Source organism: Nonomuraea sp. N2-4H, assembly GCF_045291505.1.
Taxonomy (GTDB): domain Bacteria; phylum Actinomycetota; class Actinomycetes; order Streptosporangiales; family Streptosporangiaceae; genus Nonomuraea; species Nonomuraea fastidiosa.
In genome coordinates, this window is sequence record NZ_CP147987.1 from 4,393,172 (window position 1) to 4,408,127 (window position 14,956).

At 72.9% G+C, this 14,956-nt stretch carries 11 protein-coding genes; 8 read left to right on the forward strand and 3 right to left on the reverse strand.

Features of this window, described 5'->3' with window-relative positions:
- Position 1: 1 nt before the first annotated feature.
- Both WBK31_RS20340 and rpsD read right to left on the reverse strand, forming a co-directional pair.
- Positions 2 to 1,219, reverse strand: a complete 1,218-nt coding sequence (locus WBK31_RS20340) for a low temperature requirement protein A (RefSeq protein WP_364053876.1) — start codon at positions 1,217 to 1,219, stop codon at positions 2 to 4.
- A gap of 2 nt (positions 1,220 to 1,221) precedes the next feature.
- A complete protein-coding gene (gene rpsD, locus WBK31_RS20345; protein WP_406675512.1) occupies positions 1,222 to 1,836 on the reverse strand; it encodes a 30S ribosomal protein S4 in 615 nt (204 codons plus the stop codon).
- 77 nt (positions 1,837 to 1,913) lie between these two features.
- Between rpsD and WBK31_RS20350 the strand changes: the two genes are divergently transcribed.
- Positions 1,914 to 2,615 carry a DUF2470 domain-containing protein gene (locus WBK31_RS20350; RefSeq protein WP_364053879.1) on the forward strand — a complete coding sequence of 234 codons (702 nt, stop codon included), beginning with the start codon at positions 1,914 to 1,916 and terminating at the stop codon, positions 2,613 to 2,615.
- A 172-nt stretch (positions 2,616 to 2,787) separates the two neighbouring features.
- On the opposite strand, the gene WBK31_RS20355 is transcribed toward WBK31_RS20350, so the two are convergent.
- Positions 2,788 to 3,999, reverse strand: a complete 1,212-nt coding sequence (locus WBK31_RS20355; RefSeq protein ID WP_364053882.1) for an ROK family transcriptional regulator — start codon at positions 3,997 to 3,999, stop codon at positions 2,788 to 2,790.
- Positions 4,000 to 4,217: 218 nt separating this feature from the next.
- Here WBK31_RS20355 and zwf point away from each other — a divergent pair, with 218 nt between their 5' ends.
- From zwf to WBK31_RS20390, 7 genes are all read left to right on the forward strand, one after another.
- Positions 4,218 to 5,645, forward strand: coding sequence for a glucose-6-phosphate dehydrogenase (zwf, locus tag WBK31_RS20360; RefSeq protein WP_406675420.1), 1,428 nt, complete (start codon positions 4,218 to 4,220; stop codon positions 5,643 to 5,645).
- On the forward strand, positions 5,642 to 7,585 hold the full coding sequence (gene edd / locus WBK31_RS20365) for a phosphogluconate dehydratase (RefSeq protein WP_406675421.1): 1,944 nt from the start codon (positions 5,642 to 5,644) through the stop codon (positions 7,583 to 7,585). The genes zwf and edd overlap by 4 nt, the downstream gene beginning before the upstream one ends.
- A 127-nt stretch (positions 7,586 to 7,712) precedes the next feature.
- Positions 7,713 to 8,681: a glucokinase gene (gene glk, locus WBK31_RS20370; RefSeq protein WP_364053888.1), complete on the forward strand. Its 969-nt coding sequence runs from the start codon at positions 7,713 to 7,715 to the stop codon at positions 8,679 to 8,681.
- 61 nt (positions 8,682 to 8,742) lie between these two features.
- On the forward strand, positions 8,743 to 9,354 hold the full coding sequence (gene eda / locus WBK31_RS20375) for a bifunctional 4-hydroxy-2-oxoglutarate aldolase/2-dehydro-3-deoxy-phosphogluconate aldolase (RefSeq protein WP_364053891.1): 612 nt from the start codon (positions 8,743 to 8,745) through the stop codon (positions 9,352 to 9,354).
- Between the two features lie 16 nt (positions 9,355 to 9,370).
- Positions 9,371 to 12,526: an NACHT domain-containing protein gene (locus WBK31_RS20380; protein WP_364053894.1), complete on the forward strand. Its 3,156-nt coding sequence runs from the start codon at positions 9,371 to 9,373 to the stop codon at positions 12,524 to 12,526.
- Between the two features lie 185 nt (positions 12,527 to 12,711).
- Positions 12,712 to 13,500, forward strand: a complete 789-nt coding sequence (locus tag WBK31_RS20385) for an IclR family transcriptional regulator (protein ID WP_364053897.1) — start codon at positions 12,712 to 12,714, stop codon at positions 13,498 to 13,500.
- 136 nt (positions 13,501 to 13,636) lie between these two features.
- On the forward strand, positions 13,637 to 14,782 hold the full coding sequence (locus tag WBK31_RS20390; RefSeq protein ID WP_364053899.1) for a cytochrome P450: 1,146 nt from the start codon (positions 13,637 to 13,639) through the stop codon (positions 14,780 to 14,782).
- Positions 14,783 to 14,956 lie beyond the last annotated feature (174 nt).

A 14,956-nucleotide genomic window follows, 5' to 3' on the forward strand; every position in this document is an offset into this window, starting at 1 on the left:
GTCAGACCCCGGCGGGGCGGTGCCGGTAGGCGACCAGCCACAGCGCCGGGATCAGCAGCAGCGCCACCACCAGCCATCCCGGCAGCAGCGCCGACACCCCCGCCACGACCAGCGAGGCGAGCACGGAGGGCACCGCCCAGCCCCAGATCCACCGCCGCTCGGCGCGCATGGCCAGCCCCACCGCCGTGGAGGCGGCGAAGTAGACCGCGAGGCCACCGCCCAGCACCCAGCCGACGCCGCCGTGCAGGTGCTCGGCGGGCGCGGCGGCCACCGCGCCGAGCCCGGCCGCGGTCGCGGTGATGCCCGCCGTCATGACGAAGTGCGCGGGCAGCGCCACGTACGGCTTCAGCCCGCTCTCGGTGGCGCCGGGGACGGCGCTGAGGCCGTACTGAAGGGTGAGCCACCACAGGGAGCAGATCAGCCCGAACCCGGCCAGCGCCGCGAGGCCGAGCTCAGGACCCCAGGTGTGCCCCGACGAGGCCAGCACGACCTGCATGACGGCCTCGCCGAGCACGATGATCACGAAAAGCCCGAGCCGCTCCCCCAGGTGGGCGAGCTCCAGCACGGCGGGCGCGACCCGCGGCACCGGGCGCGGGCGCACCTCGGCCGTGCCGCCGCGGCGGGCGGCGGTCGCGGCCCGGCGCAGCATGCGCGCCTCCGCCCTGTCGGCCCGCTCGCGCACTTCGGCCAGCAGCCGGTCGGGGCGGCGGCCGCTCAGGATGGAGAAGGCGAGGTCGAGGAGGACGCCGAGGCCCCACAGCACGTACCGCCAGGTGCCCTCGGCCCAGAAGGAGACGATCCACGGCGTGAGCCCCGCGCCGAGCTGCGCGGCCGGCCAGGCCGTCAGGACGGTGCCGGCGCGCTGCAGGCTGCGCGAGGCGCTGATCCTGGCGATGATGTACGCCCCGATGAACCACACGTCGTGCGTGCCGCCGGTGGGCATCTCGTGGGCCACGTCCGGCGCGGCGGCGGCCATCACCGCGATGCCGGCCATGCCGACCAGCATGTTGCGCACGCCGGCGCTCTCACCGCGGACGTTGGAGTAGAGGGTCAGCGACGTCCACGCGTTCCACACCGCGTAGTAGAGCAGCACGAAGAGCGCCACGTCCGGCCAGGTGGGATGGGCCAGGCGATGGGCGAGCTGCACCACCGCCACGACGACGACCAGATCGAAGAACAGCTCCAGCCAGCTCGCGTGACGCTCTCCCGCTTGGCTCATGGCTAACGAGAATAGAACTCCACCACGAGCTGCTCGTCGACGGGGACGGCGATCTGCTCGCGCTCCGGCCGGTGGGTGAGCGTGAAGCGCAGCTCGGGCAGATCGACCGACAGGTACGGCGCGGTGCGCTCGTCGGCGTGCACGCCTTCGGCGGCCGCCACGAAGGGCTGCATCCTGCGGGAGCGCTCGCGTACGGAGACGGTCTGGCCGGGCTTGACCAGGTAGCTGGGGATGTCCACCTTGCGGCCGTCCACGGCGATGTGGCCGTGGCTGATGTACTGCCGGGCCGCGTAGATCGACGGGGCCAGCCCGGCGCGCAGCACGAGCGAGGCCAGGCGGCTCTCCAGCAGCGCGACCAGCTCGGCGCCCGAGGCGCCCGGCTTGCGGACGGCGAGGTCCCAGTAGCGGCGGAGCTGGCGTTCCGAGACGTCGTAGTACCAGCGCAGCTTCTGCTTCTCCATCAGCCGCAGCCCGTAGTCGCCGGTGTTGCGGCGGTTGGTCTTGCGGCCGTGCTCGCCCGGCGGGTAGGGGCGCTGCTCGAAGTAGCGGACGGCTTTCCTGGTCAGCGGGACGCCCGCGCGACGTGACAGTCGCACCTTCGGGCCGGTGTAGCGCACGTTCACCTCGTGTGGTTAGGTAGTCCTTACTTAGGTAAGGCTAACCTATATGAGTTGCTGCCCTCAAGGAGGCGTCCATGCTCCCGATCCCCGAGCGGGTCCGCACCCTCGCCGCCACCGCGAACGTCGCCAAGCTGACCGTGGACGGCGCCCCCTCGCCCGCGCGGGGCGCGGTGGACGAGCGCGGGCGCCCGGTGCTGCTCGTGCTGCCCGGTGAGACCCTGCACCGGGTGCGGTCGGACGCCGTGGTCGCGGTGAACCTGACCTCGATGCGGCGGCTCGGCTCGGCGACCCATCCGCGCGGGTCGATCGAGGTGCAGGGCTGGGCGGAGCCGGTGCCGCAGGAGCAGGCCCGCGCGGCCGCGGTGACCGTCGCGGCGCGCTGCCCGGATGAGAATCTCTTCGACGCGCTCGAACGCTTCGGCGCGCCCGGCGCGCCGCGCCTGTTCCGGCTGGACATCGGCCAGGTCGTGTACCTGACCGGGCAGGAGTCGGGGATGCTCGACGCCGACGAGTACCTGGGCGCCGCGCCCGACCCGCTCGCCGACGTCGCCGAGCGCGTGCTCGCCCACGTCAACGCCGCGCACCGGGCCCAGCTCGCCGCCGGGGTGGCCAGGCGGCTCGGCGAGCCCGCCGACGAGGTGTGGCTGTGGGAGCTGGACCGCTACGGCGCGACCGTACGGGTGGGCGAGACGCTCGTCCGTTTCCCCTGGCCGCGGCCCGCGCGCTCCACGCTGTGCCTGGAGACGGCGCTGCGCGGCCTGCTGTGCACCTGCTGATCTCCCTGACGCCCTCTGACGCCTTCGCGTGGCGGAGAACTGCGAGCGCCTGCGATGGCGTCCCGGCTCAGGCCCGCCCCGACGACTCCCTTCCGGCGTGCCGGCGGTCACGCACGACCGCTGGTTCGCCGACGTCGTACGGGAGAGCGCCCAGCCTCGCTGGGACCTGTGATCAGCCCGCGGCGGAGGTGGCGCGGTCGCGGCGCAGGGAGGCGAGGGTCATCGTCTCGTCGATGGCCTCGGGCGAGAGCACGTGGTCGAGCACCATCACCGCGCACCCGCTGATGCCGGCACCGGCGCCGAGCCTGCTGGGCTCGATGCGCAGGCGGCGGGTGGCCAGGGCGGTGGAGCGGCGGTAGACGACCTCGCGGATGCTCGACACCAGAGGCCCGAACGCCTCCGCGACGTCGCCGCCGAGCACCACGACCGACGGGTTGAGTATGTTGACCGCGCCCGCGAGCACCTCGCCGATGCGGCGGCCCGCCTCGCGCACGGTGGCCATGGTCTCGGCGTCGCCGGCCCGTACGAGCGCCGTCACGTCGGCGATCGTCTTGACGTCCTTGCCCATGGCGCGCAGGTCGCGCAGCAGGGCGGTGCCACTGGCGACGGAGTCGACGCAGTCGTAGTTGCCGCAGCGGCACAGCACGCCGCCGCCGTCGATGACCGGGATGTGGCCGATCTCGCCGGCCGCGCCGAGCGCGCCGCGCAGGATGCCGCCTCCGGCGATCACGCCCGCGCCGATCCGGGTGGAGATCTTGACGAACATCAGATCGTCGAGGTCGGGGTAGACGCCGCGGTGCTCGCCGATGGCCAGCACGTTCACGTCGTTGTCCACGAGCACGGGAACGGGGAAGCGCTCGCGGATGATCGGCGGGATGACCACGCCGGTCCACGACGCCATGACGCGGGCGCTCTCGGTGCGGCCCTGCGCGAACTCGACGGTGGCGGGCACGCCCATGCCGACGCCGCGGATCATCGAATGCGGCCGGTCACCGAGCAGCTCTTCCCAGGTGTCCATGAGCAGCGGCAGCACGATGTCGGGCCCCTGCTCGACGTCCATGGCGAACTCGCGGCCGACCAGCTCGCGGGCTGCCAGGTCGCACACGGCGACGCGGGTGCGGCTGGCGCCGAGCGCCGCCACCAGCACGACGCCGCCCTCGGCGTTGAACTCCAGCCGGACCGGCGGGCGCCCACCGGTGGACGGGCCGTCCGTCCGCTCGACGACGAGGCCGCGTTCCAGCAGCTCGGCGACGCGCAGCTGCACCGCGGGCCGCGACAGGCCGGTCACCCGGCCGAGGTCGGCCCGGGTCACGGCCTCTCCACTGCGGATGAGGCGGAGCACCTCGCCGCTCGTGGCGAGGCCGGAGGCGGTACGTCGAGGCATCGCTTAAGTGAACCACATGGGGTTCTGTCATGAAAAGTCGAGACTTTTTTATCTCAAATACCAAAACTCCGCTTGTGTACGACCAGAACTCTCGTTAGTGTCCGTTCTGTCCTTGCTTGGTACATCGTTCGGAGCCCCTACCGTGTCCCCGTCCGTCCCCCGTCCTAGACGCACCCACCCCTGCGGACCCCGCCGTCGCCTACACCGCCGACCTCGTCGTGTTCGGCGGTACCGGCGACCTGTCCATGCGCAAACTGATCCCCGCGCTGTATCACAGCGACCGCGACGGCCGGCTGGCCCCGGAGACCCGGATCATCGCCATGTCCAGGGGCGGGCTGACCGACGCCGACTTCCGCGGCAAGGTGGACGCCGAGGTACGCGGCCAGGTGCCGGCGGACGACCCGGACGGCTGGCAGCGCTTCCTCGGCCGCCTGCACCACGTGTCGGTGGACGTGGGAGGCCAGAACCGTTCCGGCTGGAGCGCGCTGAGCCGCCTGCTCGCCGGGTACGAGCAGCGCGACCGCGTCTTCTACCTGGCCAGCCCGCCCGCGACGTTCGGCCCGTTCTGCCGCGAGGTGCACCGGGCGGGCCTGGTGACGCCGCGCTCGCGGGTGGTGCTGGAGAAGCCGCTCGGCCACGACCTGGCCAGCGCCCAGCGCATCAACGACGAGGTCGGCGAGATCTTCGACGAGCGCCAGATCTTCCGCATCGACCACTACCTGGGCAAGGAGACGGTGCAGAACCTGCTGGTCCTGCGCTTCGCCAACGCCTTCCTCGAGCCGATCTGGAACTCCCTGTGGATCGACCACGTCCAGATCACCGCCGCCGAGACCGTCGGCACGCCGGGCCGGCGCGGCTACTACGACCAGGCGGGCGCGCTGCGCGACATGGTGCAGAACCACCTGCTGCAGCTCCTCACGCTGACCGCGATGGAGCCGCCGACCCGCAACGACCGCGAGGCCATCCGCGACGAGAAGGTCAAGGTGCTGCAGGCGCTGCGGCCCATCACGGGCGGCGAAGTGGAACGCTTCACCGTGCGCGGCCAGTACACCGGCGCCGGTGACATGCCCGGCTATCTGGACGAGCCCGCCTCGACGCCGCCGACCGAGGCCTCGCGCCGGGTGGAGACGTTCGCCGCGATCCGGGCCGAGATCAAGAACTGGCGCTGGGCCGGGGTGCCGTTCTACCTGCGCACCGGCAAGCGCATGCCGTACCGGCGCTCCGAGATCGTGGTGCAGTTCAAGGACGTGCCGCACTCCATCTTCCCCGGCGGCTCGCCCAACCGGCTGGTGCTGCGGCTGCAGCCTGAAGAGGGCATCGAGCTGCACATCATGGCCAAGGAGCCGGGCGCGGGCGAGGTCACGCTCAAGCCGGTGCCGCTGTCGCTGAGCTTCGGCAAGACGTTCACGACGCGGGTGCCCGAGGCGTACGAGCGGCTGCTGACCGACGTGCTCGCCGGAAACCCCACCCTGTTCATGCGGCGCGACGAGGTCGAGGCGGCCTGGCGCTGGATCGATCCGATCCTGGAGGCGTGGAAGGCCGACCCCGCGCTGCCCGAGCCCTACCCCGCAGGAACCACTGGCCCCGCCGGAGCCCACGAGCTGCTCGGCCGCAGCGGTCGCGCCTGGCACGAGGAGGAACTGTGAACCCCGTCATTCAGGAGATCACCGAGCGCATCACCGAGCGGAGCGCCGCCAGCCGGGCCGCGTACCTGGAGCGGATCCGCCGCGACGGGGAGGCCGCGCGGGCGAAGGGCCCGGCGCGCGCCCACCTCGGCTGCGCGAACCTCGCCCACGGCTTCGCCGGCGCCCCCGCCGAGGACAAGCCGGCGCTGCGCGGCACCGCCAAGCCCGGCGTGGCCATCGTGACCAGCTACAACGACATGCTGTCCGCGCACCAGCCGTACGAGACGTACCCGCCGGAGTTGAAGCGGGCCGTGCGCAAGGCGGGCGGCGTGGCGCAGGTCGCCGGCGGCGTGCCCGCCATGTGCGACGGCATCACGCAGGGCCGCGCGGGCATGGAGCTGTCGCTCTACAGCCGTGACGTGATCGCCTTGTCGACCGCGATCGCGCTGTCGCACGACATGTTCGACGCCGCGCTGCTGCTGGGCGTGTGCGACAAGATCGTGCCTGGGCTGTTCATCGGCGCGCTGCACTTCGGGCACCTGCCCGCGATCTTCGTGCCGGCCGGGCCGATGACCTCGGGCCTGCCCAACAAGGTCAAGGCGCGCACCCGCCAGCTCTTCGCCGAGGGCAAGGTCGGCAGGGACGAGCTGCTCGACGCCGAGGCGAAGTCGTACCACTCCCCCGGCACCTGCACCTTCTACGGCACCGCGAACTCCAACCAGGCGCTGATGGAGGTCATGGGCCTGCACCTGCCGGGTTCGACGTTCGTCAACCCGCACACCGAGCTGCGGCACGCGCTCACCGAGGCGGCCGGGCGGCGCGCGGTGGAGATCACCGCGCACGGCCCGGCGTACACGCCGATCGGCGAGCTGGTGACGGAGAAGACGATCGTGAACGCCTGCGTGGCGCTGCTCGCCACCGGCGGCTCGACCAACCACACGCTGCACCTGGTGGCCATGGCCGCCGCCGCGGGCATCGTGCTGACCTGGGACGACATGGCCTGCCTGTCGCGGGTCGTGCCGTCGCTGACCAAGGTCTACCCCAACGGCCAGGCGGACGTGAACCACTTCCGCGACGCCGGCGGCATGCAGGTGCTCATCGGCGATCTGCTGGACGCGGGGCTGCTGCACGGCGACGTGATGACCGTGGCCGGCCCCGGCCTGGACCGCTACCGGGAGGCGCCGGAGCTGGTGGACGGCGAGCTGGTGTGGGCGCCGGTCACCGGCGGCAGCAAGGACCTCGACGTGCTGCGCCCGGTCTCCGACCCGTTCGCGCCCGACGGCGGCATCCACATGGTGGAGGGCAACCTGGGCCGCGCGGTCAGCAAGGTGTCGGCGGTCAAGCCCGAGCACCTGGTGATCGAGGCGCCGGCCAAGGTGTTCGACGACCAGCTCGAGCTGCTGAAGGCGTTCGAGGCGGGCGAGCTGGACGGCCAGGACTTCGTGGCGGTCATCCGCTACCAGGGCCCCAGCGCGAACGGCATGCCGGAGCTGCACAAGCTCACCCCGCCGCTGGCCGTGCTGCTCGACAGGGGGCAGCGGGTGGCGATCGTCACCGACGGCCGCATGTCGGGCGCGTCCGGCAAGGTGCCGGCCGCCATCCACCTGTCGCCCGAGGCCGCCGACGGCGGGCCGATCGCGCTGGTACGCGACGGCGACGTGATCAGGCTGGACTCCGCGCAGGGCACGCTGGAGCTGCTGGTGCCGGCCGAGGAGCTGGCCAGGCGCACGCCCGAGGGCCGGCCGCTGAGCGACGCCCAGTGGGTCGGCACCGGCCGCGAGCTGTTCGCCGCGTTCCGCCGCATGGCCGGCCACGCCGAGCAGGGCGCGGGCATCTTCGGCGTGAGCGGCGCCGAGTCGCCCGACCACGGCCCCGGCCTCGGCTTCCCCGCCCAGGCCGGCTCCTCGCACCTGGAGACGGGCGCGCCGGTCGGCGCGCGGCCCGCCGGACTGGTCCGGTGAACGTTCGCCCTCCCGTACGACGCGGTGCTCACGACCCCCTCTGGGCGGTCGTGAGCCGCCGTGGCATCCTTCGGTGGAGCAATCGGCTGCGCGATCTTGACGCCGCCCCTGAACGCCGGAGGTATGCGTGAGTGCCTTTGACCTTCCGTGGCTCGTCGCCGACATCGGAGGGACCAACGCCAGGTTCGGCCTGGTCACCTCGCTCGGAGCGCGCCCTTCGCACGTGGCGGTGCTGCCCGGCCGCGACTACCCGACGCTGCCCGACGCCATGGCCGCCTACCTCGCCGAGCACGCGGGCGGTGTCAGGCCGGGCGCGGCCTGCCTGGCGCTGGCGGGGCCGATCGAGGGCGACCGCTACCGGCTGACGAACTCCTCGTGGGCGGGCAGCGTCCACGAGCTCGACGTGCCGTACGTACGGCTGCTCAACGACTTCGAGGCGCTGGCCGTGTCGCTGCCCCACCTGGAGGGCGACGAGCTCGTCTCGCTGGGCGGCCCGCCGCCCGGCGACGAGGGCGTCAAGGCGGTGCTCGGCCCCGGCACGGGGCTCGGCGTGGGCGGCCTGGTGCCGTCCGGGCAGGGCTGGGTGCCGGTGCCCGGCGAGGGCGGGCACGTCACGGTGCCGGTCGTGGAGCCGCGCGAGTTCGAGGTGGTCCGCGCGCTGCGCTCGCAGGGCGTGGAGCACGTGGTGGCCGAGCACCTGCTGTCCGGGCCCGGCCTGGTGCGGCTGCACCGGGCGCTCGCCCTGGTGAACGGCGTCACCGCGCCGGAGCTGACCGCCGCCGACATCGTGGCCAGGGTGGACGACTCGCTGTGCGCCGAGACCGTCGAGATGTTCTGCGCGCTGCTCGGCGGCTTCGCCGGCAACGTGGCGCTGACGCTCGGCGCGCGGGGCGGGGTCTATCTCGCCGGCGGCGTGCTGCCCCGTATCGTGGAGCGCGTGCGCGGCAGCGCCTTCCGCACGCGGTTCGAGTCCAACCCCGACATGGCCGCCTACCTGTCAGGGATCGGGACGTCGCTCATCGTGGCGGCCCAGCCGGGCATGACCGGCGCGGCCGCCTGGCTGAGCCATCGGGCCCGCAGGGAGCTGGTGGGCTGACCACCCGCCCCCGGATGAGACGGCCTCTTCCATGAGTGCCGATGAGGAGAGAGAAAACCGCATGAGCTTGCTCGATCTCGCCCCCGTGATCCCCGTCGTGGTGATCGAGGACGCGTCCACCGCCGTCCCGCTCGCGCGGGCGCTGGTCGCCGGGGGGCTGCCGGTCATCGAGGTGACCCTGCGCACGCCCGCCGCGCGCGAGGCCATCGCCGCGATCGCCGCCGAGGTGCCGGAGGCCACGGTGGGCGCGGGCACGGTCAGGACGGCCGAGGACGTCATCGCGTCGGTCGCGGCCGGCGCGAAGTTCCTGGTCTCGCCCGGCACCACGCCGTCGCTGGTGGAGGCACTGGACTCGAGCGGGGTGCCGTACCTGCCGGGCGCGGCCACCGTCTCGGAGGTGATGGCGCTGGCCGAGCGCGGCATCAAGGAGATGAAGTTCTTCCCCGCCGAGGCGGCGGGCGGCGTGCCGTACCTGAAGGCGATCGGCGGCCCGGTGCCGGACGTGCGCTTCTGCCCCACCGGCGGCATCCGCCTGGCCACCGCCCCCGACTATCTGGCGCTGCCCAATGTCGGCTGCGTCGGCGGCACCTGGCTCACCCCTGCCGACGCGCTGGCGGCCGGCGACTGGGCCCGCGTGGAGAAGCTGGCCGCGGAGGCCGCCGCGCTCCGCTGACCCCGATAATGGCGGGGTGGCATGGGAGACAGCCGCGCTGAAGGCGGGCACGGCGGTCGGCGAGCGGGCCGTACGCGCCTGGCTGGCCGCCAGGTCGTCGGCCGAGAGCGGCCGGCTGCCGCTCGTCGAGCTGATGCGCGCCCGCTTCCCCGACCAGCTCGTCCGCCGCAAGGCGCAGCGGCAGATCGAGGACATCGCCGACGCCGTGACCGCGCGGATCACCAAGCTGTGCGGTCACGAGTACCCCGGGCTCGGCGACGACGACCGGCTCGTCGTGCTCGCCGAGGTCACCGACGCGCTGGGGCGGGCCGACCTGTCCGACCGCGCCATCTTCGCCGCCGACGCCGACCCCGTACGGCTGGCGCGCGAGCTGCGCAGGGCCCTGCCCGCCTCCAAGGACCTGAGCGAGCCGCAGGCGCGGCTGTACGAGGTCGTGCTCGACGAGTGCTGCGACTGCCTGGTCCGGGTGGTGCGGCACCTGCCCGAGTTCCAGCCGCGCGCCGCCGCCGAGACGCTGTCGCGGCTCACCGGCCTGGGCGAGCAGCTCGCCGCGATGCTCGAACGGTTACCCGCGCGCACCCTGTTCGCTCCCGAAGGGTCCGACCTCGACGCCGAATTCCGCCGCCGCTACCTGGAGCACATCTCCCGCACGCTGGACAACCTGGAGCTGCTGGGCGTCCGGGTCGAGCGGTTCCGTCCGCGGATGTCGTTGAGCGTGGCCTACATCAGCCTGTCGGTGACGGCCTCGCGCGCCGCGAGCGGCCTGCACGCCGCCTGGCATGACGTACCCGACGAGCTCGCCGCGATGCGCGTGGAGAGCGCGCTCGGCCAGGGCCGCCGCATCCTGCTGCGGGGCGAGGCCGGCGGCGGCAAGAGCACGCTGCTGCGCCGGCTCGCGGTCACCGCCGCCAAGGGCGGCTTCGAAGGCGAGCTGGCCGGCTGGAACGGCTGCGTGCCGTTCCTGGTGAAGCTGCGCAGCTACGCCGACCGCGAGCTGCCGAGACCGGAACAGTTCCTCGACCTGACCGCGGGGCCGCTGGCCGGGCTGATGCCGGCGGGCTGGGTGCACCGGCAGCTCGCATCCGGCCGGGCGCTGCTGCTGATCGACGGCGTCGACGAGCTCACCGGCGGCCAGCGCAGGGCCATCAAGCCGTGGCTGAGCGGGCTGCTCGCCGAGTTCCCCTCGATCCGCGTGCTCGTCACCAGCCGCCCCTCTGCCGCGTCGGCGGCGTGGCTGGAGGAGGACGGCTTCGCGCCCGCGTTCCTCGAACGCATGACGCCCGCCGACACGCGGGCGCTCATCGAACACTGGCACGAGGCCATCAGAAGCAGCGCCGACCTGCCCTGCCCGCCCGAGCAACTGCCCGTGGTGCGCGAGCGGCTGCTGTCCCACCTGGAGAGCGCCCCGCACCTGCGCGCCCTGGCCGCCACCCCGCTGCTCGCCTCCATGCTCTGCGCGCTCAACCTCGACCGCACCTCCCAGCTCCCGCCCGACCGCATGGGCCTGTACGCGGCGGCGCTGGAGATGCTGCTCGAACGCAGGGACGCCGAGCGGGTCATCCCCAGCTACGGCGAGCTGCACCTGAACCGGGCGCAGAAGCTCCAGGTGCTGCAGGAGCTGGCCTGGCAGCTGTCCGTCACCAACCGGGTCGAGCTGTCCAAGCAGGCGGCGCGGGGGTACGTCGACCGGGTGGTCGCCACGATGCCCCGCGTGCGTGCCGACGGCGGGCAGGTGCTCGACTACCTGCTCGCCCGGAGCGGCGTCATCCGCGAACCTGTGGAAGGGCGGATCGACTTCGTGCACCGGACCGTGCAGGAGTACCTGACGGCGCGGGCCGCCGCCGAGGTCGGTGATGTGGAGCCGCTGGTCTCCAACGCCCATCGTGATCAGTGGCGTGAGGTCGTGGTGATGGCCGCCGGCCACGCGAACGGCCCCCTGCGCGAGGCCCTGCTGGAGGGGCTGCTGCACCGCATCGCCACCGAACCCCGCCGCGCCCGCCGCCTCAAGATCGTCGTCTGCGCCTGCCTGGAAACGTTGCCCTCGGTCCCGGAGCGCCTCCGCGAGGCCGTGGACAAATGCCTGGACGACCTCATCCCGCCGAGGGACATCAGTGCGGCCCGCTCTTTGTCCCTGGCCGGCCAGGTGGTTGTGGACCGCCTCCCGAAGGACCTGAGCGGCCTCTCTCCCGCCGTCGCCCGCGCCTGCACCGCAACCGCGCAAATGATCAATGGACCCGCCGCACTGGACCTGCTGGCCGGGTATGCCCGTGATGAGCGGGTCCAGGAGGAGCTGGTGGACGGCTGGCGATACTTCGAACCGCATGCCTACGCCCGGCGGGTGATCTCCGCTGTGAAGAGCCCGCGCCGGCTCCTCGTGACCACGGCTGGGCAGATGGAAGCCGTGCGCGGGCTGCCACCGCAGGAGTACATCCACATCGTCATGCCGGCGGTGCGAGATCTGGAGCCGCTGCTCGCCCACCGCACGACGCTGACCCGGCTCAACGTGAACAGCGTCATCGACGCGGCGGGGGTCTCCGTCCTGCGCCGGCTCAGTGCGCTGACGGACCTTTCCGTGGGCAGCGCGGAGTGCCTGGAATTTCTGGCGGACCTGCCGCGCCTCTCCTCGCTCAGTCTGGGTCATGTGCCGTCCGGCTCCGGCGTCGCTCTCCTCAACCACCTCATCGGGCTCGAACACCTGGAAATAGCAGACGCCTCTTCCCTGACCACGTGGGAGTGCCTGCCCCCGCTGGACCGGATGCGGTCGCTGGCGATCTACGGCACGCCGCTCATGGCCTCGGTCCGCGATCTCGTCGAGCGCGCCCCCGCCCTAGAGTTCCTGGCGATAGGGCGCCAGGATCGCCTCACCGGTCTTGACGCGCTCGGCCACACCGGCGTCACCCAGCTCGCCTTCTTCCGCGTCCCCTGTCTGAATGACCTCTCGCCCCTCGCTGCCTGCCGGACGCTGCGCGACCTCCAGCTCGTGGAAACGCCGGTGGGAGACCTCTCGCCCCTGGCAGAGCTGCCCGAGCTGCGGGCGCTGTCGCTAGCGGCGTGCCCTCCTGGCCTCGACCTCGCCCCGCTGGCGGGAAACACCCGGCTGAAGGTGTACCTGCTCGGAGGCCAGAAGGCGAAGAACGGAGAGCTCCTCGGGAAGCGGCTGCGGCGTCTCTGATCAGCTCCAGATCGAGACGCGCACGGCAGGGCGGAGGTCACCGTGTCCGCGTACAGAGAGATCATCCCTCTTCACTGAGCGTGGTATCACCGGGCGGCGGCCGGGTAGGTGAGCGGTTGTAACAGCAAGCCCAACCGCAGCCCCGGGAAGCCCCTTCTGCTCCTCGGAGAGCGAAAGGGACATCGATGCCGACGGAAACGATCAGCCAAGCGCACACGGTGCCGGACGAGCGCCCCGCGTCCCAGCCGGGCAGCCTGGAGCGGGGCATCGACATCCTGCTCGCGCTCAGCGCCGCCTCAGGGCCCGTCACGCTGTCGCAGTTGTGCCGCAGCACGGGCCTGCCCAAGTCGACCGCCCACCGCATACTCGGCGTGCTGTGCTCGCGCGCGCTCGCCAGGCGGGTGGGCAGCGCGTACCTGCCGGGCGAGCTGCTGGAGTCGATGGCCGGGGTGACCTGCCCGCGCATCCCCGGCACTCGCAGGCTCGTGCTGCCCTACCTGCTCCACCTGTACGAGGCCACCAGGCAGACGGTGAACCTGGCCGTGCCCGCCGGTCTCGAGGTGCGCTACGTCGAGCGCATCTACGGCCACGACCGGGTCCGCTCGCGCTCCGACGGCGACGACCGTGCGCCGCTGCACTGCACGGCGGCCGGCAAGGCGCTGCTCGCCTTCGACCCGAAGCTGCGCGACGGGCTGCCGGCGCGCAGCCCGTTCGAGCGGATGACGCGCCGCACGATCACCGGCCTGGCGGCGCTCGAACGTGAGCTTGCCCAGGTGCGCAGGTATGGCGTCGCGTACGCGCGGGAGGAGTACACCGAGGGCGTGTCCTGCGTGGCGGCTCCGGTGTTCGGCCCGGGCGGGCGGGTCTGCATGGCGGTGGCGGTGGCGGCGCCTGCCCACCTGCCGCTGGCGCGGCTGGACATCTCCGTACGCGGGGCCGCCCAGGCACTCTCCGGGGCCCTGCTCAGCAGGTGATCGTTCCGGTGGCCGGAACACCGACCGATCTTGAAGCCGGAAGTGTTCCATTGACCGAGACCCCGCATTGCGGCGGCGTCGCAGGGACGATCACATCGATCCATGACCTACCCACCCGTTCTCCGCAAGGCCACGCGTGCCTAGGGGGCTGCCCAGGACCACCCTGCTGGAGAGCCTGCGCCTGACCGCCCTGCTCCTCCCGCCGGGCATGCCGCACGTCACGCACGGCCGCGACCTGCTGCGCTCGCGCGCGCTGCTGGCCGACCTCGAAGCCCGCTACGGCGGCCGTCCCGTGCTCGTCCGCAAGCCGCGCCGGGCAGCCCTGCTCGTGCTGTCCAAGCGCGACGCCCTGCGCGTCCTGGACGGGGACGACGACGCCTTCGCGCCCGCGCTCGACGAGCGTCCCTTCGGCCTGCCCACCGACGTGCTGCGGCCGCGCTTCACCGAGATCGCCCAGGAGGAGGCCGGCGAGCTGGCCAGCGGCGTGGTCGACCACTCGCGGCTGAACGCCTGCTGGCAGCGCGTGGCCAGGCGCTGCGTCTACGGCGACGGGGCCGCCCGCGACGAGGAGCTCACCCGCCTGCTCGAAGGCATCACGCGGGCCGGCCGGTGGCGGGCGGGCCGCCGCCAGGAGATCCTGTCAGGACGTTACGACGCCCGCATCATCGACCACCTGCGCAGGGCCGAGCCCGGCAGCCTGGCCGGACTGATCGCCGAGACGCCCGAGCCCGAGGCGCGCGGTCTCATGCAGGCGGCGTACTGGCTCATGGGGTTCGGCTGCGCCGCCGCCGGGCTGACGCAGACGCTGGCGCTGCTCGCCGCGCACCCCGGCCACCGCAAGACCGCCCGCAACGACCCCGACCACCTGCGCGCCTGCCTGCGCGAGGGCCTGCGCCTGTGGCCGTCGGTGCCGGCGCTGTCGCGGGTCACCACCACCGACACCGAGTGGTACGGCTCCACCGTGCCCGCGGGCACCCCCGTCCTCGTGCCGGTCGCGGCGCACCAGCGCAGCCCGCGCCTGCCGTACGCCGACACCTTCGCCCCCGAGATCTGGCTCGACGGCACCGCCGCCACCGAGTGGTGGGCGCGGCCCGGCTGCGACGGCGTGCACCTGACGCTCGCCGTCGGCACCGCCTTCCTCGGCGCCATCCTGCGCACCGCACGCCCCAAGCCCGTCGGCAGGCTGCTCTCGCCCCACCGGCCGCTGCCGCACGCCATCGATCTCGCCCGCCTGCGCGTCTCCATGCGGCCCCTGCGCCGCGACCCCGCCCGAGGCTGCTGAACGGCCTACCCGTTGGGGCCATGCACGGCCTAGTGGCCAACGGACATCGCCTGTCTCCGTTAGAGTCTGGGGTACAAACGGGATGCCGGGCGCGGGGACAGTTCGGGTTGTCACACGATACGAACCGGCGGGAGGAACGGTTCGGGTTGCGACGGGATGACGACGGCGAGAGGA

Bases quoted from the DNA above. Each gene is read 5' to 3' on its own strand.
- WBK31_RS20340 (WP_364053876.1), bottom strand. From the start codon at position 1,219: ATGAGCCAAGCGGGAGAGCGTCACGCGAGCTGGCTGGAGCTGTTCTTC.
- WBK31_RS20355 (WP_364053882.1), bottom strand. From the start codon at position 3,999: ATGCCTCGACGTACCGCCTCCGGCCTCGCCACGAGCGGCGAGGTGCTC.
- WBK31_RS20350 (WP_364053879.1), top strand. From the start codon at position 1,914: ATGCTCCCGATCCCCGAGCGGGTCCGCACCCTCGCCGCCACCGCGAAC.
- WBK31_RS20385 (WP_364053897.1), top strand. From the start codon at position 12,712: ATGCCGACGGAAACGATCAGCCAAGCGCACACGGTGCCGGACGAGCGC.
- eda (WP_364053891.1), top strand. From the start codon at position 8,743: ATGAGCTTGCTCGATCTCGCCCCCGTGATCCCCGTCGTGGTGATCGAG.